At 61.8% G+C, this 25,504-nt stretch carries 23 protein-coding genes; 21 read left to right on the top strand and 2 right to left on the bottom strand.

The genetic code is table 11. From position 1 onward, the window contains the following. Position 1 precedes the first annotated feature (1 nt). The 11 genes from waaF (at position 2) to AB1462_RS03745 (ending at position 11,517) form a co-directional block, all read left to right on the top strand. Positions 2–1,036 carry a lipopolysaccharide heptosyltransferase II gene (gene waaF, locus AB1462_RS03695; protein ID WP_090400916.1) on the top strand — a complete coding sequence of 345 codons (1,035 nt, stop codon included), beginning with the start codon at positions 2–4 and terminating at the stop codon, positions 1,034–1,036. A gap of 1 nt (position 1,037) precedes the next feature. Then, on the top strand, positions 1,038–2,099 hold the full coding sequence (gene waaC / locus AB1462_RS03700; RefSeq protein WP_367246193.1) for a lipopolysaccharide heptosyltransferase I: 1,062 nt from the start codon (positions 1,038–1,040) through the stop codon (positions 2,097–2,099). After that, positions 2,099–3,223 carry a glycosyltransferase family 4 protein gene (locus AB1462_RS03705; protein ID WP_090400914.1) on the top strand — a complete coding sequence of 375 codons (1,125 nt, stop codon included), beginning with the start codon at positions 2,099–2,101 and terminating at the stop codon, positions 3,221–3,223. Before waaC ends, AB1462_RS03705 begins: the two co-directional genes overlap by 1 nt. Beyond that, positions 3,220–4,026, top strand: a complete 807-nt coding sequence (gene rfaP / locus AB1462_RS03710) for a lipopolysaccharide core heptose(I) kinase RfaP (protein ID WP_090400913.1) — start codon at positions 3,220–3,222, stop codon at positions 4,024–4,026. The genes AB1462_RS03705 and rfaP overlap by 4 nt, the downstream gene beginning before the upstream one ends. After that, positions 4,026–4,760, top strand: a complete 735-nt coding sequence (locus AB1462_RS03715) for a lipopolysaccharide kinase InaA family protein (RefSeq protein WP_090400912.1) — start codon at positions 4,026–4,028, stop codon at positions 4,758–4,760. Before rfaP ends, AB1462_RS03715 begins: the two co-directional genes overlap by 1 nt. Next, positions 4,757–5,509: a lipopolysaccharide kinase InaA family protein gene (locus AB1462_RS03720; RefSeq protein WP_259193389.1), complete on the top strand. Its 753-nt coding sequence runs from the start codon at positions 4,757–4,759 to the stop codon at positions 5,507–5,509. Before AB1462_RS03715 ends, AB1462_RS03720 begins: the two co-directional genes overlap by 4 nt. After that, on the top strand, positions 5,509–6,951 hold the full coding sequence (locus tag AB1462_RS03725) for a lipopolysaccharide kinase InaA family protein (RefSeq protein ID WP_259193388.1): 1,443 nt from the start codon (positions 5,509–5,511) through the stop codon (positions 6,949–6,951). Before AB1462_RS03720 ends, AB1462_RS03725 begins: the two co-directional genes overlap by 1 nt. A gap of 190 nt (positions 6,952–7,141) precedes the next feature. Continuing rightward, positions 7,142–8,128: a sugar ABC transporter substrate-binding protein gene (locus tag AB1462_RS03730; protein WP_090400909.1), complete on the top strand. Its 987-nt coding sequence runs from the start codon at positions 7,142–7,144 to the stop codon at positions 8,126–8,128. After that, on the top strand, positions 8,128–9,651 hold the full coding sequence (locus tag AB1462_RS03735; RefSeq protein WP_367246194.1) for a sugar ABC transporter ATP-binding protein: 1,524 nt from the start codon (positions 8,128–8,130) through the stop codon (positions 9,649–9,651). The genes AB1462_RS03730 and AB1462_RS03735 overlap by 1 nt, the downstream gene beginning before the upstream one ends. Further along, positions 9,644–10,594, top strand: coding sequence for an ABC transporter permease (locus tag AB1462_RS03740; protein WP_367246196.1), 951 nt, complete (start codon positions 9,644–9,646; stop codon positions 10,592–10,594). The genes AB1462_RS03735 and AB1462_RS03740 overlap by 8 nt, the downstream gene beginning before the upstream one ends. Beyond that, positions 10,591–11,517 (top strand): ABC transporter permease, encoded by a 927-nt coding sequence (locus AB1462_RS03745; protein ID WP_259193386.1) that lies wholly within the window; start codon positions 10,591–10,593, stop codon positions 11,515–11,517. The genes AB1462_RS03740 and AB1462_RS03745 overlap by 4 nt, the downstream gene beginning before the upstream one ends. A gap of 6 nt (positions 11,518–11,523) precedes the next feature. Here the strand turns inward: AB1462_RS03745 and AB1462_RS03750 are convergent, their stop codons facing one another. Then, on the bottom strand, positions 11,524–12,909 hold the full coding sequence (locus tag AB1462_RS03750; protein WP_259193385.1) for a surface-adhesin E family protein: 1,386 nt from the start codon (positions 12,907–12,909) through the stop codon (positions 11,524–11,526). A 256-nt stretch (positions 12,910–13,165) separates the two neighbouring features. Between AB1462_RS03750 and AB1462_RS03755 the strand changes: the two genes are divergently transcribed. From AB1462_RS03755 to AB1462_RS03790, 8 genes are all read left to right on the top strand, one after another. Further along, a complete protein-coding gene (locus AB1462_RS03755; RefSeq protein WP_090400904.1) occupies positions 13,166–13,501 on the top strand; it encodes a YceK/YidQ family lipoprotein in 336 nt (111 codons plus the stop codon). Between the two features lie 132 nt (positions 13,502–13,633). Next, the gene (locus AB1462_RS03760; RefSeq protein ID WP_053139287.1) at positions 13,634–15,391 is read left to right on the top strand and encodes a carbamoyltransferase; all 1,758 of its coding nucleotides are present in this window, start codon (positions 13,634–13,636) and stop codon (positions 15,389–15,391) included. Next, a complete protein-coding gene (locus AB1462_RS03765; protein WP_090400903.1) occupies positions 15,375–16,505 on the top strand; it encodes a glycosyltransferase in 1,131 nt (376 codons plus the stop codon). Before AB1462_RS03760 ends, AB1462_RS03765 begins: the two co-directional genes overlap by 17 nt. After that, positions 16,505–17,401, top strand: a complete 897-nt coding sequence (locus AB1462_RS03770) for an antimicrobial resistance protein Mig-14 (protein ID WP_090400902.1) — start codon at positions 16,505–16,507, stop codon at positions 17,399–17,401. The genes AB1462_RS03765 and AB1462_RS03770 overlap by 1 nt, the downstream gene beginning before the upstream one ends. Next, positions 17,398–18,795: a PIG-L deacetylase family protein gene (locus AB1462_RS03775; RefSeq protein WP_367246199.1), complete on the top strand. Its 1,398-nt coding sequence runs from the start codon at positions 17,398–17,400 to the stop codon at positions 18,793–18,795. Before AB1462_RS03770 ends, AB1462_RS03775 begins: the two co-directional genes overlap by 4 nt. Positions 18,796–18,806: 11 nt before the next feature. Next, positions 18,807–19,763 carry a glycosyltransferase gene (locus tag AB1462_RS03780; protein ID WP_090400900.1) on the top strand — a complete coding sequence of 319 codons (957 nt, stop codon included), beginning with the start codon at positions 18,807–18,809 and terminating at the stop codon, positions 19,761–19,763. A gap of 51 nt (positions 19,764–19,814) precedes the next feature. Next, positions 19,815–20,579 (top strand): glycosyltransferase family 2 protein, encoded by a 765-nt coding sequence (locus AB1462_RS03785; protein ID WP_259193382.1) that lies wholly within the window; start codon positions 19,815–19,817, stop codon positions 20,577–20,579. Between the two features lie 40 nt (positions 20,580–20,619). Beyond that, positions 20,620–21,717, top strand: coding sequence for a glycosyltransferase (locus tag AB1462_RS03790; protein ID WP_090400898.1), 1,098 nt, complete (start codon positions 20,620–20,622; stop codon positions 21,715–21,717). On the opposite strand, the gene AB1462_RS03795 is transcribed toward AB1462_RS03790, so the two are convergent. Next, positions 21,706–22,272: a toluene tolerance protein gene (locus AB1462_RS03795; protein ID WP_186731505.1), complete on the bottom strand. Its 567-nt coding sequence runs from the start codon at positions 22,270–22,272 to the stop codon at positions 21,706–21,708. The genes AB1462_RS03790 and AB1462_RS03795 overlap by 12 nt on opposite strands. Positions 22,273–22,420: 148 nt before the next feature. Between AB1462_RS03795 and AB1462_RS03800 the strand changes: the two genes are divergently transcribed. Next, on the top strand, positions 22,421–23,599 hold the full coding sequence (locus tag AB1462_RS03800; protein ID WP_367246202.1) for an O-antigen ligase family protein: 1,179 nt from the start codon (positions 22,421–22,423) through the stop codon (positions 23,597–23,599). 9 nt (positions 23,600–23,608) lie between these two features. Continuing rightward, positions 23,609–25,417 (top strand): lipid A export permease/ATP-binding protein MsbA, encoded by a 1,809-nt coding sequence (gene msbA / locus AB1462_RS03805; RefSeq protein ID WP_090400895.1) that lies wholly within the window; start codon positions 23,609–23,611, stop codon positions 25,415–25,417. Positions 25,418–25,504 lie beyond the last annotated feature (87 nt).

Raw genomic sequence — 25,504 nt, forward strand, 5'->3', positions numbered from 1 at the left:
CATGAATATTCTGATCGTTGGGCCCAGTTGGGTCGGTGACATGGTGATGGCGCAGACACTGTTCCAGAGCCTGCGCGTGCGCTATCCAGACTGCCAGATCGACGTGCTCGCCCCCGAGTGGAGCCGGCCGATCCTCGAGCGCATGCCCGAAGTGCGCAAGGCCTTGAGCTTTCCGCTCGGCCATGGCGCCCTGGAGCTTGCGACCCGCCGTCGCATCGGCAAATCCCTGGCGGGCCAGTACGACCAGGCGATCCTGCTGCCCAACTCGCTGAAGTCGGCGCTGGTGCCGTATTTTGCCGGGATCCCCAAGCGTACTGGCTGGCGCGGCGAATTTCGCTACGTCTTGCTCAACGACGTGCGCACGCTGGACAAGGCGCGCTACCCGCTGATGATCGAACGCTTCATGGCCCTGGCCTATGCGCCGGGCGCCGAGTTGCCCAAGCCGTACCCGCGCCCCAGCCTGCAGATCGACCCGGTGACCCGCGATGCGGCACTGGCCAAGTTCGGCCTGGCCCTTGATCGCCCGGTGTTGGCCCTGTGCCCCGGTGCGGAGTTTGGCGAGTCCAAGCGCTGGCCGTCGGACCACTACGCCAAAGTCGCCGAGATGAAGATTCGTGAAGGCTGGCAGGTGTGGTTGTTCGGCTCGAAAAACGATCACTCGGTGGGCGAGGACATTCGCCAACGCCTGATCCCGGGCCTGCGCGAAGAGGCGGTGAACCTCAGTGGCGACACGTCCCTGGCCGAGGCCATCGACTTGCTGTCCTGTGCTGACGCCGTGGTGTCCAACGACTCAGGCCTGATGCATGTGGCCGCTGCGCTGAACCGCCCGTTAGTGGCGGTGTACGGTTCCACCTCGCCGGGCTTCACCCCGCCGTTGGCCGATCAGGTCGAAGTGGTGCGCCTGGGGCTGGATTGCAGCCCGTGTTTTGATCGCACCTGCCGTTTCGGCCATTACAACTGCCTGCGCCAATTGCTGCCGCAGCCGGTAACCGATGCCTTGCAGCGGTTGCAGGGCGACGTGGTCGAGGTTCACTGAGTTGCGGGTACTGGTAATCAAGACCTCATCCCTGGGCGACGTGATCCACGCCTTGCCGGCGCTGACCGACGCAGCGCGCGCGATCCCCTGCATTCGTTTCGACTGGGTGGTGGAAGAAGGCTTCGCCGAAATCCCCACCTGGCACCCGGCCGTCGACAAGGTGATCCCGGTGGCGATCCGCCGCTGGCGCAAGAACCTCTGGCAAACCGTCAAGAGCGGCGAGTGGCGGCGTTTCAAGCAGCAAGTCCAGTCGACCAAATACGACCTGGTGATCGATGCCCAGGGCCTGTTCAAAAGCGCCTGGCTGACCCGCTACGTGCGTGCTCCGGTGGCCGGTTTCGACAAACACTCGGCCCGTGAGCCGATTGCGGCGCGCTTTTACTCGCGGCGCCTGGCCGTGGCCCGTGGGCAACATGCGGTGGAGCGTTTGCGCCAACTGTTCGCCGTGGCCCTCGGCTATGACTTGCCCAAAGGCTTGGGCGACTACGGCCTCAGCACCGAAAAGCTGCTCGGCCTGCCGCCGAAGAAACCTTTTGTATTGCTGCTGCACGGCACCACCTGGGACACCAAGCATTGGCCCGAAGCCTACTGGCGCGAGTTGGCCGAACGCATGGGCCGCCTGGGCGTGGACGTGAAGTTGCCCTGGGGCAACGCCGCCGAAAAGGCTCGGGCGGAGCGCCTGGCCCAAGGCCTGAACAACGCCGAAGTGCTGCCCAAGCTGAACCTGGCCGGCGTCGCCCGTGTATTGGCCGGCGCCCGCGCCTGTGTGGCGGTGGACACCGGACTGGGGCATTTGGCGGCGGCGCTGGATGTGCCGACCATTTCCCTGTTCGGCCCCACCAACCCCGGCCTGACCGGCGCCTACGGCAAAGGCCAGATTCACTTGGCCAGCGACTTTCCGTGTGCGCCGTGCTTGCAAAAACAATGTACTTATCAACCGACGGCCGACGACCTGCGTCGGTTCGACATCAAGCGCGAGTCGCCCCTGTGCTTCACGCGCCTGAACCCTGAGCGTGTGGCAACCCGGCTGAGCACGTTGTTACTGGCTGAGGAGCTGCACTGATGCAACTGGCTTTTGTTCTGTACAAATACTTCCCCTTCGGTGGCCTGCAGCGCGACTTCATGCGCATCGCCCTGGAGTGTCAGCAGCGCGGCCATCAGATTCGTGTCTACACGCTGATCTGGGAGGGTGACATCCCGCCCGGTTTCGAAGTGCTGGTGGCGCCGGTCAAGGCGTTCTTCAACCATCGGCGCAATGAGAAACTCAGCGCCTGGATGGAGGCCGACCTGGCCAAGCGCCCGGTGGACCGCCTGATCGGCTTCAACAAGATGCCCGGCCTGGACGTGTACTACGCCGCCGACGGCTGCTTTGAAGACAAGGCGCAAAACCTGCGCCATTCGCTGTACCGCAGTTTTGGCCGCTATCGCCACTTTGCCGAGTACGAGCGCGCGGTGTTTGCCAAGGACGCCAAGACCGAAGTCTTGATGATTTCCGAAGTGCAGCAGCCGCTGTTCATCAAGCATTACGACACGCCGCTGGAACGCTTCCATTTGCTGCCGCCGGGCATTGCCCAGGACCGCCGCGCACCGTCGAATGCGGCTGAGATTCGTGAGGGTTTCCGCAAGGAATTCAACTTGGGCGATGACGACCTGTTGCTGGTGCAAATCGGTTCCGGCTTCAAGACCAAGGGCGTCGACCGCAGCCTGAAAGCGGTGGCCGCGTTGCCGGCCGAGCTGAAAAAACGCACGCGCCTGTTTGTAATCGGCCAGGACGACCCCAAGGTATTCCAACTGCAAAGCGCCACCCTCGGGCTGGGCGATAACGTGCAATTCCTCAAGGGGCGCAGCGATATTCCGCGTTTCCTGCTGGGCGCCGACCTGTTGATCCACCCGGCGTACAACGAAAACACCGGCACCGTGTTGCTCGAAGCCCTGGTGGCCGGGTTGCCGGTGCTGGTCTCGGCCGTGTGTGGTTATGCCCACTACATTGCCGAAGCCGACAGCGGACTGGTGCTGGACGAGCCGTTTGAACAGGCTCAGTTGAACCAGTACCTGGCGCAGATGTTGACCGATTCTGCACAGCGCGCGGCCTGGGGCCGCAATGGGTTGGCCTTCGCCGAGACGGCCGACCTCTACAGCATGCCGCAGCACGCTGCGGATGTGATTCTGGCGGAGCCAAAACGATGAAGTTGATTCTTGCCGAACCGTTCAAGACGTTATGGGCCGGGCGTGACGCCTTCGCCGAAGTCGAGAAACTGCAAGGCCAGGTATTCCGTGAACTGGCGGCGCGTCGCACGCTGCGCACCGAGGTGGATGGCCGCCCGTATTTCGTGAAAATCCACCGCGGCATCGGCTGGGCGGAAATCTTCAAGAACCTGATCACCGCCAAGCTGCCGGTGCTCGGCGCCGGCCTGGAATGGGATGCCATTCACCGCTTGCAGGAGATCGGCGTACCGACCATGACCGGCGTGGCCTTCGGCGAAAAGGGCAGCAACCCGGCGGACCAGCACTCGTTCATCATCACCGAAGAACTGGCGCCGACCGTCAGCCTTGAAGACCTCACCGTCAACTGGGTCGCCGAACCGCCCGCACCTGCATTGCGCCATGCGCTCACGGCCGAACTGGCACGCATGGTCGGCGACATGCACCGGGGCGGCGTGAATCACCGCGACTGCTACCTGTGCCACTTCCTGCTGGACACGTCCAAACCGATTGACGCACGCAACATCAAACTCTCGGTGATCGACCTGCATCGGGCGCAAATGCGTGCCCATCTGCCGCTGCGCTGGCGCGACAAGGACCTGTCCGCGCTGTATTACTCGGCGCTGGAAATCGGCCTGACCCGGCGCGATAAACTGCGCTTCCTCAAGGGCTATTTCCGTCAGCCGCTGCGTCAGATCCTGGCCGAACAATCGGCGTCCCTGAGCCTGATGCAACGCAAGGCCGACAAGCTGTACGCCCGCAAGCAACGTTACGGGGATGCGATCTGATGGCGGGTTGGAACCTGGAACCTGCCTACGCCGCCCTGGCGGATGATTTTGGAAGCCTCGAAGCAGTGTTTGCCCTGCAAGGTGAACGCCTGACCCGCGACCCGTTGTCGGAAGTGATCCGGGTAGAGCGTGACGGGGTCAACTATTACGTCAAGCGCTACACGGGCGCCGGCAAGGGCCTGCGGCGTTATCTGGGCAAGCCGCGGGTCAAGTCCGAATGGCAGAACCTCAAGCGCTTCGCCAAGTGGGGCATTCCTACTGCCGACGTGGTGGCCTGGGGCCTGGAGCGTAGCGGCCTGGCCTACGATCGTGGCGCAATGATCACCCGCGAGTTGCCGAGGACCGAAGACCTCTCGGTACTGGCCGAGCGTAAAGATGCGCGCCTGTGCGACCCAAAGTGGGTCAGCGCGGTCAGCCGCCAGCTCGCCGAATACACGCGCACCATGCACGATCATCGCTTTACCCATAACGACTTGAAGTGGCGCAACCTGCTGATCGACGACCAGGCCACCCTGTACCTGATCGATTGCCCCAACGGCGATTTCTGGCGCGGTTTCTGGCTCAAGTACCGTATTACCAAGGACCTGGCCTGCCTGGACAAGGTGGCCAAGTATCACTTGTCGGCCACCCAGCGCCTGCGCTTCTACATGCAGTACCGTCAGTGTCGGCACCTGAGTGAATCGGACAAACGGCGGATTCGCCACGTAGTGAAGTTTTTCGAGGGACGTGAATGAGTGATTTCCTGGCGGCTGAAGATCGCGCCCTGCTGGAGCGCCACGGCCTTGCGACCTTCGACGCCCTGTGGGCCAAGCAACTGGACGCGGTGGACGAGCCGAACACCAGCCGTGGCGGCTGGAGCAGCGTGTTTCGCCTGGAGCTCGACGGCCACGGTTATTACCTCAAGCGCCAGAGCAACTACCTCACGCGCAGCTTGCACCGGCCGTTGGGCGAGCCAAGCTTTTCCCGCGAGTTCCGCAACATCAGCCGTTACCGCAGGCTCGGGATCCCGGCGTTGCAGGCGGCGTTCTACGGCGAGCGCAAAGTCGCCGGTGAACACCGCGCGATGCTGCTGACCCGTGCCCTGGACGGCTGGAATGACCTGGATTCGCTGCTGGAGCAGTGGGCGCAACTGAGCGATGCCCAGCACCGTGCGATCCTGCTGGCCTGCGGCCTGTTGGCGCGCCGGTTGCACAGTGTCGGCCAGGTGCATGGCTGTTTTTATCCCAAGCATATTTTCCTGCAGGCCACCGGTGACGGCTACGCCGCGCAGTTGATCGACCTGGAGAAAACCCGCCCGCTGCTGTTCGGCTGGCGTGACCGGGTCAAGGACCTGGAGCCGTTGTTGCGCCGTGCGCCGCAGTGGTCGGACGCACAGGTGCGTCAACTGCTGGCGGCTTACCTCGATGAGCCTGAAGACAGCGCACTCGTCGCCACCTGGCTGCAACGCCTGACGAAGCGGCGTAGCCACAAGGAGAACCGTTGATGCGTTTGTCCGAGTTGAAGAACGCCGGCCGCACGCCGAGCCTACCCCTCAGCATCGACCTGGCGGATGCCGCCGGCCCTGGCCAACTGCAACTGCTGAGCCTGTTGCGGGTGTTGCCGGGCGAGCGTTACGTGGGCGCGGCGGTATGGCGTGGGCGTCCGGTGCTGGCCAAATTATTAGTGGGCGGCAAGGCCGCGCGGCATTTCCAGCGTGAACTCAGCGGTGTACGCCTGCTGGCCGAGCAAGGCCTCACCACCCCGTTGTTGCTCGCCGATGGCTTGCAGGAAGGCGAGGGCGGCTGGCTGCTGTTCGAGTTTATCGAAGGTGCCGAGAGCCTGGCCGATGCCTGGCAGGCCGTCGAAGCCCTGCCGCCGCTGGCCGACGAGCAAACTGCTGTGCTGGCCGAGGCGCTGGGTGCGATTGCCCAAATGCACAGCAAAGGGTTGTGGCAGGAAGACCTGCACCTGGACAACCTGCTGCGCCAGGACGGCAAGCTGTACTTGATCGATGGCGCCGGCATTCGCGTCGAAGAGGCCGGCAAGCCACTGTCGCGCAACCGCGTGCTGGAAAACCTCGGGGTGTTTTTCGCCCAGTTGCCGAAAAACCTCGAGCCGTTTACCGAAGAACTGCTGGTGTACTACCTGCTGGGTAACGGCGAGCATGCTTTGCCCCTGGAAGCCCTGGAAAAGCAGGTGCGCAAGGTCAGCGCCTGGCGCCTGAAGGATTTTTTGAACAAGGTGGGTCGCGACTGCACGCTGTTCAGCGTGGTGCGTGGCGCCTTTGCCTTGCGCGCGATTCGTCGTGAAGAAGAGTCCGCGATGCTGCCGGTGCTGGCGCGGGCGGATGCGTTGCTCGACCAGGGCCACCTGTATAAGACCGGTGGTGCAGCCAGTGTGGCCAAGGTCGACGTGGACGGCCGGCCGCTGGTGATCAAGCGCTACAACATCAAGGGCTTCGCCCATTGGCTCAAGCGCTTCTGGCGCCCGAGCCGCGCCTGGCATTCCTGGCGCGAAGGCAATCGCCTGGCCTTCCTCGGCATCGCCACGCCCAAGCCGCTGGCTGTACTGGAAAAGCGCTTTTTTTGGCTGCGCAGCCGCGCTTACCTGGTCACCGAATACTTGCCGGGCCCGGACATCATCGAGCGTTTCGCGCCCTATATCGAACACGGTGACGCGCCGGAAGATGAACTGCTGGCGCTGGACCATTTGTTTGCCGAGCTGATTCGCGAGCGCATCAGCCATGGCGATTTCAAAGGCCATAACCTGTTCTGGGATAAGGATCGCTGGTCGCTGATCGACCTCGACGCGATGTGCCAACACAGCTCCGCCGCCAGTTTCGCCCCGGCGTATGCCAGGGACCGTGCGCGGTTTATGCGAAATTGGCCTGAGAGTAGTGCGTTGTATCAGGTGATTGATCAGCGTTTGCCGAAGCAACCGACTTGATCGTTCCCACGCAGGGTGCACGATCAAGAGCTGTTGCCTGAGCAACAGTTATCGGACAGTTGTTGGCCCAGAACGACAGCCCGCCTTAACCAGAAAACGTTATCCCCTTGATTTTATGTAATAAAAATCCTGGCACGGGCTCTGCAATACCTTCTGGTGAACCCTTTCACCGGTCGCAGCGGAGCCCTGTATGCCTTCCAGCTTTTCCTCGTTTTCCCGTTTGATCTGCCTTGGCGCCGCTCTGTTGTTGGGTCATGCCGTCAATGCCCTGGCCGCCGAGGGCGATGATGCCGTGCCGTCCCTGGCCGGCAAGCGCATTGCGGTGAGCATGACCGGCACCAGTCACTATTTCGATATCAAGGCGTTCCAGGCCCAGGTCGATGAGATCAAGCGCCTGGGCGGCACGCCGATCACCCTCGATGCCGGGCGTAACGACAAGAACCTGGTGACCCAGCTGCAAACCGTGGTCACCCAGAAACCCGACGCCGTGATCCAGACCCTCGGCACCCTCAGCGTGATCGACCCCTGGCTCAAGCGCATCAGCAAGGCCGGCATCCCGCTGTTCACCATCGATGCGCCGTCGCAATACAGCCTCAACAACACCACCTCCGACAACGTCGCCACCGGCAAGGCGTTGGCCGATCAATTGATCAAGGACGCCGGCGGCAAAGGCAAGATCCTGGTGTTCAACGGTTTCTACGGCGTGCCGGTGTGTGCGATCCGTTATGACCAGTTGAAGCTGGCGCTCAAGGATCATCCCCAGCTGGAAATCATCCAGCCAGAGCTGCGCGATGTGATCCCAAATACTGTGCAGGACGCTTATTCCCAAGTGTCGGCGCTGCTCAACAAATACCCGGCGGGCAGCGTCTCGGCGATCTGGTCGGCGTGGGATATTCCGCAGTTGGGCGCGAGCAAGGCGCTGATCGATGCCAAGCGCACCGAGATCAAGACTTACGGCGTCGATGGCACGCCGGAAGTGCTGGCGCTGCTCGGCCAGGCGAATTCGCCGGTGGGGGCGGTGGTGGCTCAGCAACCGGCGTTGATCGGCAAGACCGCCGTGCAGAACGTGGCGCGCTACCTGGCCGGGCAACGTGACCTGCCCAAGGAAACCCATGTGGCCACGCTGCTGACCACTGCCGGCAACCTGGCGCAGGTTCAGCAACTGCGGGGTGACTGATGGCGGCATTGCACCTGCAACACCTGCATAAACGCTTTGGCGCCACCCTGGCGCTGGATGGCGCGAGCCTTAAGGTCGAGCGCGGCAGCATCCACGGCCTGGTCGGGGAGAACGGTGCGGGCAAGTCGACCTTGATCAAGATCCTGGCCGGCATCCACAAGGCGGACGCGGGGCAGGTGAGTATCGACGGTCAGTCCTACGCCGCGTTGTCACCGCGCCAGGTGGATGCGCTGGGTGTGCAGTTTATCCATCAGGAGCGCCTGTTGCCCGCCAGTTTTACCGTGGGCGAGGCGCTGTTTTTCGGGCACGAATTGCGGCGCGGGCCCTTTGTGGATCGACGCCGGCAGCAACGTGAAGCCACGCGCTTGCTGGCGGAATATTTTGATCTGCAATTGCCCGCCGGCGCGTTGGTGAGTGAACTCAGCAGTGCCGAACGCCAGGTGCTGCAAATCACTCGGGCGCTGATTCGTCAGCCCAAGATCCTGGTGTTCGACGAGCCCAGCGTGGCGCTGGTCAAGCGCGAAGTCGACCAGTTGCTGCGCATCGTCAAACGCCTGCGCGACCAGGGTTTATCCATCCTGTACATCTCCCATTATCTGCAGGAAGTCGACAGCCTCTGCGATGAAGTCACGGTGCTGCGCAATGGCCGGGACGTGGCGGTGGTGCAGCCACGGCATACGTCCAGTGCCGAGATTGCGCGGCTGATGGTTAACCGCGAAGTGCAGGAGATGTACCCCAAGGCCAAGGTTGCACTGGGGGCGCCGTTGTTGCAGGTGCGCGGGTTGAGCCTGGCCCGGCGCTATCGGCAGATCGACCTGGACGTGCGGCGCGGAGAAATCGTCGGCCTGACCGGGCTGGTCGGCTCGGGAGCCAAGGAATTGTTCAAGACACTCTTCGGTGTCGAGCGTGCCGACAGCGGCAGTGTGCATCTGGACGGGCGTTTACTGCGCCTGCGTTCGCCGGGCCAGGCGATTGCCGAGGGCATTGCGCTGGTGCCGGAAGAGCGGCGCAGCCATGGGATTTCGCCAGTGCTTTCGGTGCTGGAAAACCTCACGCTGGCCGGGCTCGGGAGGTTTAGCCGCTGGGGCTTGTTGAGCCGCCGCAAGGAGCAGGTGGAAAGCCTGCGCTTGATCGATGAACTGGCGATCAAGACGCCTGGGCCCCAAGCGGCCGTCAGCCAGCTCAGTGGCGGCAACCAGCAGAAGGTCGCCCTGGGAAAATGGCTGAGCCGCCGCTCGGCGGTGTACCTGCTGGACGAGCCCTGTGTGGGGGTGGATGTGGGGGCCAAGGTGGAGATCTACCGCTTGATCGGGCGGTTGGTGGAAGAGGGCGCGGCGGTGCTGGTGTTGTCTTCGGATTTGCCGGAGTTGTTGGGGATCAGTGACCGAATCCTGGTGCTGCATCGCGGTGAGATTGCCGGTGAGTTCCGGGCGGGCGAGGCCGACAGCGACCAGTTGCTGGCGTGTGCCACCGGCGCGGTGCCGGCCACCGCTGCGCAGGCGCGGGAGGTCGAGCATGCTTGAATTAATACTGCGCCGAGGTTCGGTGGGGGTGTTTGTGGCGATCCTGTTGGGGTTTGCCGTGGCTGCGCCGAACTTTTTGTCAGTGGGCAATCTGGCCAATGTGTTCAGCCAGTCGGCGATTCTCGGCGTGCTGGCCTTCGGGCTCACCTGCGTGATTATCGGCGGCGGCTCGAACGTAGTGGCCGGAGGACTGGATTTGTCGCTGGCGGCCAACCTGGGGTTGTGCGCGGCGGTGTTCAGCCGTCTCAATAATGCCGGCCTGGATCTCTGGTTGACGGTGCTGCTGACCCTGGGCTGCGGCCTGGCGGTTGGCTTGCTCAATGGGCTGGCCGTGGTGGTGCTGCGTTTGCCGCCGTTGCTGGCGACCCTGGCGAGCATGAACGTGCTGTCCGGGCTGGAGTTGGTGCTGACGGAAAATACGGTGGTCTCCACGGACTCGCCGTTACTGGACCTGCTCAGTGGTGGCGCCTGGTTGGGCGTACCGGCCCTGGCCTGGGTGTTGCTGCTTACGGCGGCGGGGCTGACGATGCTGATCCAGCATTCGGCCTATGGGCTGCGCCTGCATGCGGTGGGCGAATATCCCCAGGCGGCCGAAGCGGCTGGCATTGGCGTGCCCGTCTACGTGCTGTCGAGCTATGTGCTGTCCGGTCTGTGCGCCGCCGTAGCTGCGTTGTGTTCGGCTGCGTTCTTCAGCGGCAGTACCACCGGCTCCGGCGACATGCTGCTGTCGGTGGTAGCGATCGCCTTCCTCGGAGTGGTGTTTTCCCGCAGGCTGGTGGCGAGCATTCCGGGGACTTTGCTGGCGGCGCTGTTGATCGGTTTTTTGATCAATGGTTTTCAGCTGCTTAACCTCTCCAGCTTCTGGGTCAATGGTGTGCAGGGCGTGTTGATCTTGCTGGTCGTGGCGGCGTCCAGTGCATTGAGTCGAGGGGCGACGGCATGAACGCACGCGCATTATTACCGCTGACATTGCCACTGGTGTTCACGCTGATTGTCGTGGTGTTTGCGCTGCAAGCGCCGGGTTTCCTCAGTGCAGGCAACCTGCAAAGCCTGGTGTTGAACAACTTCGTGCTGCTGGCGATTGTCGCCATCGGCATGACCTATGCGGTAGCGGCCGGTGGTATCGACCTGTCGGTGGGCACGGCGCTGGACTTCGCCAGTTTCAGCTTTGTGATCCTGCTCAACGGCGGTCATGGCTGGGCGGTGGCGGCCGCGGGTGCGCTGGCGGCGGCGCTGCTGGTGGGGTTGGTCAATGCCGGTCTGATTGCCGGGCTGCGGATCAGCCCGTTCCTGGCCACCCTGGGCACCTTGTTTATCGGCACCAGCGCCCAGCAACTGCTTTCGGACGGCGGCCAGCCTATCTATATCGGCCAAGGCTTGAAGCCTGAGGTCACGGGGCTGACACCGCTGCTGATCGTATTGGGGCTGGCGCTGTTCTACGGCCTGGCCCTGGCGCGCGGGCGTCTGGGCCGCGAGTTGCTGGCCCAGGGCACGCAGCCGCTGCTGGCGTATTACTCGGGGTTGTCGGTGCGGCGCATCGTCAGCGTCGTGGCCCTGGCTACCGCCCTGGCCTGTGGGGTGGCGGGCGTGTTGCTCAGCTCGACAGTCAGCGCCTATGTGCCGCTGTCGGGTAACGCGTTTTTGCTCAATGCGATTGGCGCGGTATTTATCGGCACCACCTTGAGTCGGCAGGGCCGGGCGAATATTCCGGGGACGCTGCTGGGCGTGTTGTTTATCAACGTGATCGCCAACGGCCTGTTGCTGATCGGCTGGAATTTCTACTGGCAGCAGGTGGCGACTGGGGTGCTGATCTTTATCGTGTTGAGCTTCAGTTTTGCCAGCCGGCGAATGTTGGAGCGCAACTAGCCGGCGCTATTCAGCCTTTACCAGGGTGGTGCGGGTTTTATAGTCACCGTTGACCACACTCTGGCGGGTGAAGAAGTACCCGTAATCTTGCAAGTACATCTCGGTGCTGGTGGCGTTGTACCTCTCGCCAATCACCGTGCAATTCAGTTCCGTGGCGTTGCCGCTCAGGGCCGCGTTGATTTTGCTGGCCGAGAGTTCACGCGCCACCAAGCAGGTATAGGTGCGCCCGAGTACCCGGTCGTCTTCGGCGGTATCGCGGTTGAGGTCTTTGAAGCTGAACCCTAGCGTTGCACCGACCGGCATCTGTTTCCAGTCGCCGCTGAAACTCAGTTGTTGAACGTGGCTGGCGGCTGAGCGGGACAGCCCCTGCCATTCAAATTGAGACTGGTAGGTCAGGCTGAAAAGGCCTCGGAAGGATGTGGTGACAGAGGTTGAGTAATCGGAGACGTTGCGGATGTGTAACTGGCCGCTATCATCGCTCGGCTCGATAAACAGGTCGTGCAGCAGGGTGGTCGAGCTTTCGCTCTTTTCCACCAGATGGCGCAAGGACTTGGCGGGAGTGGGCATGCCCAGTGCGTTGATTGCGCTCACCACGTCTGCCGATAGTGGCGCGGGGGTTAGTATTTCCCGGCCCTTGGTGCGGGCGGTCGCAACCGGCAGCTGTTCGAGCGATGGTGCGCAGGCCGCCTTGAGCAGGGCCTGGGTATTGGCTTCGGCCGAGCTGAAGGGCGCGTCCTGAGGCGCGGTTTCGATATTGCCGAAAGTGACCACGTTGTTCTGATTCAGGCCGAACGTTGCCAGGGGGCGGTAGGTCTGGCGGCTGCAATCGGTCTGCAAAAGCATGCGTGTTTGGGCGTAGTGCACCTTCTTGAGTTTGTTGGTGAGGATGAACGGCTCATCAACGGCCCCCCAGAACTTCACGCTATCACCCGTGCGCTTTACGCTGGCGCGGTCGATCAGCAACTGCCGTTGAGTCCCTGTGCCGCTGATAACCCGCCAGTCTGCGCGTGGCGTGTGGGCGCAGGCGTCGATAAATCCGGTGTTCTGCTTGAGATTGGCGATCACGACTGGCGTCAGGTCACGCATCACGGTAAAGCGCGTGGGCTGGCCGTTGGCGGCCAAGGTACCTGGGGATTCCAGGAACAGCAGGCTGGCTTCCGGTGAGGCGCACGATGCGCGGACCTGTGCGATGTCCGGCACGCTGGAGCCTTTGCGCGGTGTTACCTGAACCTGGTAGCTGAGTTTGTCGCCATCGCGCAGGATCGAATCGGCCAGTGGGGGTTGCTTGAGCACTTCGCCAAACGCCGGCTCGGCCTTGGCCCCGCCCCTCATGGCTTGAAGGCTGCAACCACTGAGCAAGCCGAGGCCGATGACAACCACGATGCGTTTCATGGGGGTTCCTTGCGGATAAAGGGTTTCATGATGATCAACGGTTTTCGGCTGAACCCTGTGCTTCTTGAGGGCGGCGTACTGGTTAGAACTGGTACGCCGCGCCGGCGCCGGCATAGCCTCTTGTTCTGCCGAGTTCCTTGCAGCAGGTCGGAACAGGAAGCTTCCTACGCTATTCATCGACCCAGGATGCCTGAGTCGCGGGTTTCGTGGTGCTAGGTTTTCGGTCCCTGCATTAACTGAAGAAAGAAGAATAAATATGCGCAACCTTATCGTGCGGCTGCTGGTGTTGGTGGGAATGTCTTTGAGTATGGGCGGTTGCGGTACGGTGACCACGGTTTTGCGTGGTGATGGCGTCACCGTGAGGGAACTTAAGGAGAAGAAAACCTATTGCCAGACTGTCCCGCGTGTCTACAGCGGCGTGGCTTATGACCTGTGTGTCCTGCATGGGCCGCCGAATTCCGCAGGTGGGTTTTCGTTGAACGGGATTCCCTGGGCCGTCCTGGATGTGCCGGTCTCCGGTGTGCTCGATACGCTTATCTTGCCCTACACGGTCTACCTGCAAAGTGTTGACGGCAGCGTTGAGCTTCGCTAACCCGTCCAGCTAACAGCTTCCCATCACTTTTAAGCTATAATCCCGCCCTTTAGCTGTTTCCTGCCCAGGCGGGAAGCACACTTTTTTCAGGCGCAACCCGCCTGCATGCAGACTAAAAGAGGCTAGACCCCTGTGGCATTGACGATTCTTGGCCTGTCCGGCGCCCTTAGCCATGATCCTTCCGCAGCCTTGTATATCGACGGCAAGCTGATCGCGGCCGCCGAAGAAGAGCGCTTCGTACGCGACAAACATGCAAAGAACCGCATGCCCTACGAGTCGGCGAAGTTCTGCCTGGAACAGGCCGGCATCAAGCCTTCCGACGTTGATGTGGTGGCGATCCCGTTCGCCCCGATCAGCCTGTTCGGCGAGGCGCGCTGGCACTACGCCAAGCGTTACTGGTACGCCCCGGACCGCGCACTCGACGCGATCCTGATGGGCAACCGTCGCTACAAGCGCTATCGCAACAAGATCGTCTGGTGCCTGGAGCAACTGGGCTTCGATCCGAAGAAAATCAAGATCGAACCGGTTGAGCACCACCTGGCCCACGCTTCCAGCGCCTACCACTGCTCCGGCTTCCAGGAGAAGACTGCGATCCTCGGGATCGACGGCAAGGGTGAGTACGCCACCACGTTCTTCGGCTACGGCGAGAACGGCAAGATCCACAAGATCAAGGAATTCTACGATCCGGACTCCCTCGGCGGCCTGTACGGCGCGATCACCGAGTTCCTCGGTTTCGAGATGCTCGACGGCGAGTTCAAGGTCATGGGCATGGCGCCGTACGGCGACGCCAGCAAGTACGACTTCTCGCGCCTGGCCTCGTTTGAAAATGGCGAACTGGTGATCAACACCGACTACGCCAACGTCATCGGCCTGCGCCGTTATAAAGAGAAGGGCAAGGGCTTCTACTTCTCGCCGAAACTGATCGAGTGGCTGGGTCCCAAGCGCGAAGGCGACATCGCCGACGAGCCTTACATCCACTACGCCGCCAGCATGCAGGCGCTGTTTGAAAAGCTGGCCTTGCAGATGATCGACCATTACCTGGGCGACATCCTCAAGGACACCGGCAAGCTGGCCTTCGCCGGCGGCTGTGCGCTGAACGTCAAGCTGAACCAGAAGATCATTGCCCGTGACGACGTGAAAGAGCTGTTCGTGCAGCCGGCGTCCGGCGATGCCGGCACCGCTGTCGGTGCCGCCGCTTACGTGTCCCACGCCCGTGGTGTACCGGTAGAGAAGATGGAACACGTCTACCTCGGCCCGTCCTACAGCAACGAAGACGTGATCGCCGCGTGCGCCAAGCACGAGAGCAAGCCGAACTGGCGCAAGATCGAGAACATGCCTGCGCGCATCGCCAAGATCATGGTCGACGGCAACCCGGTGGCCTGGTTCCAGGGCCGCATGGAGTTTGGTCCGCGCGCCCTGGGCGGTCGTTCGATCATCGGTTGCCCAAGCGCGACCGGCGTGGCTGACCGCATCAACCATCAGATCAAGTTCCGCGAGCGCTGGAGGCCTTTCTGCCCGTCGATGCTCGACACCGTGGCCCCGCAGATGATCAAGGTCGATCACCCGGCGCCGTTCATGACCTTCACCTTTGAAGTGTCGGAAGAGTGGAAGACCCGCGTGCCGGAAGTGGTCCATGAAGATGGCACCTCCCGCGCCCAGGTGCTCAAGCGCGAATACAACCCGCGCTACTACGACATGATGAAAGAACTGGAAGTACTGACCGGCAATGGCGTGTCCCTGAACACCTCGCTCAACCGTCGTGGCGAAGCGATGATCTGCTCGCCGACCGACGCGCTGAACATGTTCTTCGGCTCCGACCTGCAGTACCTGATCATGGAAGACATCCTGGTCGTCAAAGACGGCGTGGACCCTTATGACGCGCTCGGCTGAACGCCACGTCCTGCAGTTCTGCCATGGCTATGACGGGCCGTTCCTGGACTGCGCGCGGCAGTACGCCAGTTTGTTCGCAGGCTCCGGCTACAAGGTGACCACGGTGTTTCTCACCGGGGTCGCCGACCCGCAAGTGGCCGCCGGTTGTGCATCCGATGAAGTGTTGTTCATGGAATTCAGCTCCAAGGCCATTCGTGGCCTGAAGCTGGGTGCCATCCGTGAACTGCGCAAGATCGCCGCGTCGCGCAACTTCAGATTTTGTATCGCCCACCGTTTCAAGCCGATCTACATCGCCTTGCTCGGCACACGGCTGCCGGTGATTGGCGTGCACCACGCCTTTGGTGATTACCAGCGCCGCAGCCGCAAGCTGTTTGCCGGGATCTTTCGCAGGCGCTTGAGCCTGTTGGGGGTTTCCGACGCTGTGCGTGATGACATGCGCCACTGCCTGCCGACCTGGCCGGCGGCACGCATCCAGACGTTGTACAACCGCATCGACGTTGACGCCTTGCAGGCCACTCAGGTGCCTGTTCAGGAGGCACGCGATGCGTTGGGGCTGTCGCCGGACGAATGGGTGGTCGGCAACGTCGGCCGCCTGCACCCGGACAAAGACCAAGCCACGTTGCTCAAGGGCTTTGCCTTGGCGCTGGCGCACTTGCCGGTGGAGAGCCGCCTGGCCATCCTCGGCAGCGGGCGCCTGGAACAAGACCTCAAGGAACTCGCGCGGGAGCTGGGCATTGCCGACAAGGTACTGTTCCTCGGCCAGGTGCCGGATGCGCGTCGGTACTTCCGGGCATTCGATGTGTTTGCCCTGAGCTCCGATCACGAACCCTTTGGCATGGTGCTGCTGGAAGCCATGGCGGCCGGCGTACCGTTGCTGGCTACGGCCTGTGGCGGCGCGAAGGAAGTGGTCGAGGGCGTGGGTATCCTGTTTCCCTTCGGCGATGCCGAACACCTTGCCCAGGGGCTGCGGCACCTGGCAGCGATGGATCAACACCAGCAACGGCAGTGCGCCGAGATGATGCTGGAGCGCCTGCGCGAGCGTTTCTCGGATCAGGCGGTACGCGATACCTTCTGGCAATTGCCGCACGTTATTGAACTGACCGCGGGGGCTTGATGCTCAATCGATTCCAAGGCTGGCGCGAGCGCGGCTGGTCCGTCGTCGACGCGCCGGTCTACAGCGATGCCTGGCAACGTTTTGGCGGCAGTGTCGCGACCCACCCACAAGTGATCGAACGTTTGGCCGGGCTGGCCGACATCCCGGTGCGTTACCTGGCCTGGGCACCGGATGGCGAGCTTCAGGCGTGCATTGCGACCTGGGGGCGAGACCTGGCCTTGTCCAAGGACGTGCTCAAGCAGCGCGGCAAAAAAGGCCTGTTCGACCTGGGTAACGCCGAGTTGATCCTGCCCGCCGCGCCTCAAGCCCAGGCGCCCTTGCGGCACCGCGCACGTTACTTGTCGGCCCTGAATGAAGGTCGTTTCAGCGGCCTCAAGCCCCAGGCCGAACAATTGGCCATGGCCCGCACCCCGGAAGAACTGTCGAAGAAGTTCCGCTACAACCAGCGCCGCGAGCTGCGTTTGCTCGAAGAGGCCGGAGGTGTGGTGCGGCCGGTGAGCGAGTTTTCCAGCGAGGAACTGGCCGCGATCTACTGCGATCTGTTCCTGCGTCGCTGGGGCTTTGTCGCCACGGGCGCCGAACGTATGGCCGAGGTGATCGAGCTGTTGCGCGAATGGCTGATCGGATCGGTGATTTTCCTCAATGACGCGCCCATCGCTATCCAGTTGGTGTATCGGGTCGAGTCGCCGGAGTGGATCAGCGTGGAGTACGTCAATGGCGGCGTCGACCCTGAAACCCGTGCGTTCAGTCCGGGCAGCGTCCTGAGCTTCCTTAATACCCAGAGCGCCTGGGAACAGGCGCGTGAAGTCGGCAAGCCGCTGCGGTTCTCCTTCGGGCGTGCCGACCGCGAGTACAAGGACCGTTGGTGCAACCCTGTGCCGGTGCTGACCGTATGAGCCGCAAACAGCAATTGCTCAAGCGTCATCGGCGCAATAAACGGGTTGGCCTGCTGATTGGCCTGCTGTTGCTGGTGGTGATTGGTATCTGGGGGGCCTGGTGGTTGCCGCTGGTGCTTGGTGTGCTGGCCTGGGTCGCCCATGAGGCATGGTTCGCCGACCATCTGTTTTATGCGCCCAACGAAGACTACCAATACCGTTTTTCGGCGGATGCCGAGGTGGCTCGAGTCCGCTTCGAAGGTAACCGGCTGCGGGTGGATTCGCCGCTGCAAGCCGAGGCGACGCTGGTGTTGGCTATCGAGGTCAAGAGCGGTTGGCTGGGACGTTTTCTCGACCCTGTGGTTGAGATTTCGGCTGGCGACAACACGGACCGGCAGGCCTTCGAGCGTGGGGTGAACGGTGTCCGTTATCTGAACCTCAGTGGCTGGGCCCCGGCCCTGATGTCTGGTGAGCTGCGTTTGCGCGGGCGCTTTTGCGCCGTGCAGGGCGCCCCTCGGCTGTGGGCCTGGGGCACGCCGGACTATTCGACACAGCGGGTCATGGTCATCGCGCCTCATGCCGACGATGCCGAATTAGCTGCCTTCGGCCTTTACAGTCAGGCCGACAAGCCGTGGATCGTGACCCTCACCGCCGGTGAAATCGAAGCCGAGCACTATCAGCACATGGGCTTGGATCCGGTCGAGGCCTCGCGGATCAAAGGGCGCCTGCGCGCCTGGGACAGCATTGCGGTGCCGCTTTGGGCCGGTGTGCCACAGGCGCACTGCGTACAGCTGGGTTACTTCTGCCTGCAATTGCCGGCGATGCGCGCTACACCGGATCAGCCTGTGGCTTCGCGCGAAGCTGAGCTGTCGGACATTCGCCTGTTTCGCCAATTCAACCCTTTCCCGCTGCCGGCGGATGCCGATGGTCTGCCGACCTGGCAGAACCTGCTCGCCGATCTGCGTCAGTTACTGCTGACCGCGCGCCCTGAAGTGATCGTCTTGCCGCATCCGGTCCTGGATCCCCATCCGGACCACATCTGCGCGCAGCAGGCGGTGATCGAGGCCTTGCAAGGCTTGGAATGGCAGCCGAGCACCGTGCTCGGTTACGCCAACCACCTGCATGACAACGACCGCTGGCCCATGGGTGACGCGGGCGCCGGTATTGCCCTGCCGCCGCTGTTCGATGACTCGTTGGAACTGTGGCCGTGCAGCCTGCCGCTGTCGCAGGCCCTGCAGCGCGACAAAGCCATGGCGCTGGGCATGATGCATGACCTGCAACCTTCACCGCCGTTCAAGCGCCGTGTGCGGCGCTGGCTGCAGCGGGCCTTGGCGGGCCGGGCGCGGTCGCCTTATGGTGAGAACGAGTTTTTCCGCAAGGCCGTGCGACGGCATGAGTTGTTCTGGCGTTTGTGAAAGGAAAGGTCATGAAAGTTTTGTTTCTGGTACAGAAAGAACAGCGCGCGATTCTGGATCGCCTGTACGAAGGCATCGCCGAGCACTGCGAGTGTGATACCCGCTGGCTGAGCAGCGCTGATCAGCGCAACCTGCGCGGTTACTTCAAGCGCGAAGTCGACGTGACCCGTTATGACCGCATCGTGTTCTTCCTGCGGTTCAAGCAGGAAATTCGCCAGGCCGGGTTTATCCGCACGATCCCGAACCTGGTGATCCTCGAGCACGATGCCTACCAGAATTACATTCCATGCAAATACACCGGCAAGTTCAGCGCGCATTACCGCCGCTTGCCGTGGGCGCGGGTGATCAGCTCGGGCCATATGGTGACCGAGCGCCTGCGTGCGGAAGGCTTTGATGCGGTGTTCGTGCCCAAGGGCTACGATCAGGCACTGTTACGGACCCAGGGGCTCGAGCGCGACATTGAGCTGGCATTTGTCGGCAGCACCAACAGCGTGGCCTACAGTGGTCGCAAGGCGTTGCTCGATGAGTTGGCCCGCGTTGAGCCGTTGGTGGTCACGCGTACCAAGTCGGGTGAGGAATACTGCGCTACCCTCAACCGGATTCGTTTTTTCGTCAGTGCCGATGTGGGCATGGGCGAGTACATGATCAAGAACTTCGAGGCCATGGCCTGTGGTTGCGTGCTGCTGGCGTTTGACCAAGGCGCTGCGGAGAACGAAGCCCTTGGCTTCAAGGACATGGTCAATGTGGTGTTCTACAAAGACATTCCCCAGTTGCAGGAAAAGCTCGCCTTATTGCGATCAAATCCGCAGCTGGCGGCAGAAATTGCGCAAAACGGGCAGGACCTCGCCGTCAGCCAGTTCAGCTTTGCGCGCATCGGCCAGCGCATTGTCGAGGTACTCAAGCCGCCGCTGCGGCCCCGAGCGCCGTTGAGTTTGCTGGAAAGGTTGCGCTTGAAACTGGGCGTTTGATATATGCCGGCTGGCCCTGAATAGTGGCTATATGATATTATCGAGGCTCGAATGCAATTTTCCGCTCAAAGCGACATAACGCTCGTCGTGACCAGTTGCGGTCGCTTCGATTTGTTGAAGCGCACGCTCGCGAGCTTCGATCTGTTCAATACAGCGCAGATCCGCGAAGTCTTCATTACCGAAGACGCTGGCGATGACGCGGTACGCCTGGCGATTCCTGAGCACTGGCTCAGTCATTGCACGTTCTTGATCAACCGCCCGAAGCTGGGGCAATTGGCATCCATCGATTTGGCCTACGGGTCGGTCAAGACCCCGTACATATTCCATTGCGAAGATGACTGGGCGTTTTATCGACCCGGTTTTGTCGAGGATTCGAAGACGGTGCTGGAGCAGCGTCCCGATATTCTCCAGGTCTGGTTGCGCAATTACGTTTATGACTTGCAGGTACACAGCCCCTATATCCATCTAGGGCCGCGCGAGGTGATTGGCGGGGTGCCTTGTTATCCCTTGCTATCCGATAAGCCTGAGTGGCAAGGGTTCTCGTTGAACCCGGGCCTGCGGCGTATCAAAGAGTACTGGTTATGTGCGCCCTATGCCGGGTTCGAGGGTGAAAAGGGGCTTTCCAGGCGTTACGCGCAGTTGAACCTGGCCGCCGTTACCCTGGAAGGCGATGCGGTCTTGCACACCGGTTTCGGTTTGCATGTGGCGACGGCGGAAGAGCGCTTGACCAAGGCACGGCGCAAGCGGCGAGAGCGGATCAAGCTGGTACTCATGCTGATCCTGGGGGTCGGCATCGGCTGGTTGATTCACCCGTAAATACGACGAGCCACACCAACGCCGCAATAAGGTTTTTTCGATGAGTATTCTCAACATCATGTGGGCTGGTGGCTCTGCATTTGCTTCGGTGCAGAAGGTTCATCAGCAAATCTTGTCCCATGTCGACAGCGACGTACCGGTGCACACCTGGTTGCTTCAGGGCAGTGCGGTCGGTAGCGATGGCCTGGTCGAACGGGCCGTCGAGTGGAACCTCTCATCTGCCAGGCTCAAGGGGCGGCACCTGTGGAAGTGCCTGATGCCCTGGATGCGCGCGCGCTTCAAGAAGGCCCTGCCTGAGGACGTGCAGGTTGTGCTGCTTGATGGCATCGGTGTCGCACGGGTGCTTTTGCCGATGCTCAAACACCTGCCGCAGGTGCGCGCCGTGGTGATTTTTCATGGTGTCACGCGCTTGCGCAAAGCTGATCAGAAGCTCTTCGAGCAGCTCCCAGCGTCGCAACTGACGCTGGCGGCCGTGTCGCAAACCCTCGCCAGCTCCCTTGAGCGTTACCTGCAACGGCCCGTGGCGGTGTTGCGCAGTGCCTTCGACCCTGCTGTTTTTCGTGCCGCAGCGCTTTCCCGTGAGCAGGCTCGATCGCGCCTGGGACTGCCGTTGGACGGCTCGCCGGCAGTGGGTGCGGTAGGTCGACTGGTAGACGGCAAGGGGTTTGGCTGTTTGCTGGAGGCCTTCGCCAGTGCGACGGCCGATCAGCCGCATGCACGCCTGGTGATCATCGGCGAGGGGCCTGCGCGGCCCAGACTTGAGGCGCATATCGAGGCGCTTGGCTTGCGCGAGAAGGTGTCCCTGCCGGGGCATCTTCCGGAGGCGGCGACTCTATATCGGGCGTTTGACTGGGTCGCCATTCCGTCGACGGAAGAGGGCTTGGGGTTGATCCTGCAAGAGGCGGTGATGGCCGGCGTGCCCGTACTGACCAGCGAGCTGGCGGTGTTTCGCGAACAGCTGGGTGATGCCGGCTGGTACGCGCCCGCAGACAGCGCCGCGTCCTGGAGCCAGCTGCTGACGCGCGCGTTCGTGAGTTCCGGCGAACAGGTTGTCGAGGCTCAGTCGCGGGCGTTGGCGCCGGAGCAAGCCTGGAACGATTTCACTGAAACCACCCGGCGGCTGTTCTCATGCCGCTAGCAGCGCTTGCTCCAGTGCCTGCATTGGAAAGCGTTCGTTCAGCTTCTCGCGCGCAATATAGCGCGCGAAGTGTTGCAGGTTGCGCCTTGCCAGTTCCGGGTTCAAAGGCGCGCGCAGGAAGCGCATGTCGGCCACGTCGATCAGGCCCATTTCATTGTCCGGTGTCACGACAATATTGCCCAGGTGCAACGAACGGAAGTAGATACCCGCGCCATGCAGGCGGCGAATAAGGGCTACCAGCGGGCCGAGGTTCGTGTGCCAGTCAAAACCTTCACGGTTGGAAATCTGGCGCAGCGTTTCGCCCGGCAAAGGACGGTAGAGTACGGCGGTCATGCCGGGCGCCGTCAGTTGAAAGAACGCGAGCACGGTCATGGTCGGGATGCCGCGCTGTTGCAACTGCGCCACATTGTCGATGAAGCGCTTGGAGTACGGGCGAAACAGCGCGGACGAAAGCAGGCGCTTGCGGCGAAACAGTTTGAGGATATTCCCGTCGGTCAGCAGGTAGACTTTGGGGCCATAGCTGTCCTGTTCCAGGATTTTGGCACCTTCAATCATCGCGGTTAAATCGGCTTGGGAAAGCCTTGAACATTGCATCGTCGGAAAGCCTTGTGGGAGTCGCGGGCACAGTGATCGGTAATAATGCCGAAAGTTTTGGGTTTTAACCATGCCGGGTTGGCGGGTTGAACGTATTCAGGAGCGGGTGATGCAAGCAAGTCGTTGGGCGCAGGTATGGATGATTTTCGGGTTACTTTGGTTTTTGTTGGCTATTGCCTTCGCGCCAACCAACAAGATTTATCAACAGGGTTTGACACTGTTCCTGTGGTTGCCGGCCATGGTGTTTGCCTGGTCGGCGCGTGAGCGTCTCATGGAAGTCTGGCGCGAACAGCGCTGGATTTGCCTGATGGTTGGGTTGCTGGCAGCTTGGGGGGCGATCAGCCTGTCGTGGACCAATGCCGAGGACCCTTCGCGCGAAGCCAAGCGTCTGCTGTACATCGGCGTGTTCCTGTTGTTTTTCCCCGTACTCGCCTGTGGCCGGACCGAGCAGGTGATCCGTGTGATGCAATGGGGCGGTTTCGGCCTGGCCCTGTCGTCGCTCCTGGCGATCATCAAATTCTATGGCTTTGAGCATAACGCCTGGTATGCACGCCTCGAAGGCTTGGGCCAGTTGAGTCATCCGATCCTGGGCGCCTATGTGATTGGCCTGGCGGCCGTCTGGTTGTTGCACTGGCTGCCGCGTGGTCGCTGGATGCAGGTGGCATGGGCAGTGTCCATCGCATTGCTTGGGCTGTTCGTGGTGCTGAGTCAAAGCCGCGGCGCCGCATTGGCATTGCTGCTGACGGTTGTAGCCATGCCGGCCTGGTGCCGTGACCGCCGTACTGCCGTCATCGCTATTGGGGCGGTCGTGGCTGCGCTGGCTGTGTTCTTTGCCATGCAATCGCTGATGTTGTCGCGGGGTGTTTCTTACCGACCACAGATATTCATGGCAGCCATGCAGATGATTGCTGAGCGCCCGTGGACCGGCCTGGGCCTGGGCGGGGATTACAAGGTCTTTGCCGACAACCTCTATTTCGATCACGCCCACAACCTGTTCTCCCACGTGGCGATCGAATTGGGCCTGCCGGGCCTGCTGCTCTGGTGCGGCCTGTGGTTCGGTGTGCTGTGGCAAGCCTGGAAGGCCCGCGACACCCTCTACGGCAAGGGCATCATCGGCATGTGGGTGTTTTCGTTCCTGGCCATGCAGTTCGATGCCGCCAGCCTGACCGGCACGCCGCGGGCCGAGTGGTTTATCTCCTGGCTGCCGATTGCGCTGGCCAGTGTTTTGGTCTGGGCTCGGGCCAAACCCGACGCGTGTGATAAAGTTCGCGTCCTACCCAATCAGTGAGCTCGACACATGAGTGACGCACCGCCCAAAGCGGACCAGGAATCCAGCCTGAAAATTTATTTCCGGCTGCTGGGCTATGTGAAACCGTACCTCGGCATGTTCCTGCTGAGTATCGTGGGCTTCGTGATCTTTGCTTCGACCCAGCCAATGCTCGCCGGGATTCTCAAGTATTTCGTCGATGGCTTGAGCAACCCCGATGTGGTGTTCCTGCCCAAGATCCCGTTGTTCAAGGACCTGAAGCTGCTGATGGCCGTGCCGCTGCTGATCATCCTGATCGCCGCGTGGCAGGGGCTGGGGTCTTTCCTGGGCAACTACTACCTGGCCAAGGTTTCCCTGGGGTTGGTGCATGACCTGCGGGTCCAGCTGTTCAACAAGCTGTTGGTGTTGCCTAACCGCTATTTTGATACCCACAACTCCGGGCACCTGATTTCCCGTATCACCTTCAACGTGACCATGGTCACCGGTGCTGCCACGGACGCAATCAAGGTCGTGATTCGCGAAGGCCTGACGGTGGTGTTCCTGTTCGGCTACCTGCTGTGGATGAACTGGAAGCTGACCTTGGTAATGCTGGCAATCCTGCCGCTGATCGCAATCATGGTCGGCAGCACCAGCAAGAAATTCCGCAAGCAGAGCAAGAAGATCCAGGTTGCAATGGGCGACGTGACCCACGTCGCCTCCGAGACCATCCAGGGCTACCGCGTGGTGCGCAGCTTCGGTGGCGAAGGCTACGAGGAGCGTCGCTTTGCCGCCGCCAGCCAGGGCAACACCGACAAGCAGCTGCGCATGAACAAGACCGGTGCGGTCTATACGCCGATGCTGCAACTGGTGATCTACACGGCCATGGCCGCGTTGATGTTCCTGGTGCTGCTGTTGCGCGGTGAAGCCACGGCGGGTGACCTGGTGGCCTACATTACCGCGGCGGGCCTGCTGCCCAAGCCGATTCGCCAGCTGTCGGAAGTCAGCTCGACGATCCAGAAAGGCGTGGCCGGTGCCGAGAGCATCTTCGAGCAGCTGGATGAAGAACCTGAAGTCGACCTGGGCACTGTGGAGCGCGATCGCGTCAGCGGTCGCCTCGACGTGCGCAACCTGAGCTTCACCTACCCCGGCGCGGAGCGTGAGGTGCTCAAGAACATCAGCTTCAGCGCAGCGCCTGGGCAGATGATCGCCCTGGTCGGGCGTTCGGGCAGCGGCAAGTCGACCCTGGCCAGCCTGATCCCGCGTTTCTACCATCACGAAACCGGGGAAATCCTGCTGGACGAGGTCGAGATCGAGGACTATCGCTTGCGTAACCTGCGTCGGCATGTGGCCCAGGTGACCCAGCATGTGACCTTGTTCAACGACACCGTGGCCAACAACATCGCCTACGGTGACCTGGCCGATGCGCCGCGTGCCGACATCGAGAAAGCCGCCGCCGACGCCTACGCCATGGACTTCATTGCGGAACTGCCAAAAGGCCTGGACACCGAAGTCGGTGAAAACGGCGTGTTGCTTTCCGGTGGTCAACGCCAGCGTCTGGCGATTGCCCGGGCCCTGCTGAAAAATGCCCCGCTGCTGATTCTGGATGAGGCGACTTCGGCGCTGGATACCGAATCCGAGCGGCACATCCAGGCTGCACTGGACAAGGTCATGAAGGGCCGCACCACCCTGGTGATTGCGCACCGTTTGTCCACCATCGAGAAAGCCGACCTGATTCTGGTGATGGACCACGGTGAAATTGTCGAACGTGGTACGCATGTCGAACTGCTGGCCAAGGGCGGCTATTACTCGCGCCTGCACGCCATGGGGCTGGACGAGCCGGCGACGGCGAACATCACCTGACAAACCGGGGCGCGCAATGCGCCTCGGTGTTTGTATCAGGCCCGTTACAGGGCTTGACCAAAGCCAAATAATCCACCGCCTATCGTT

This window comes from Pseudomonas sp. SB113, from assembly GCF_040754745.1.
GTDB classification, from domain to species: domain Bacteria; phylum Pseudomonadota; class Gammaproteobacteria; order Pseudomonadales; family Pseudomonadaceae; genus Aquipseudomonas; species Aquipseudomonas grimontii.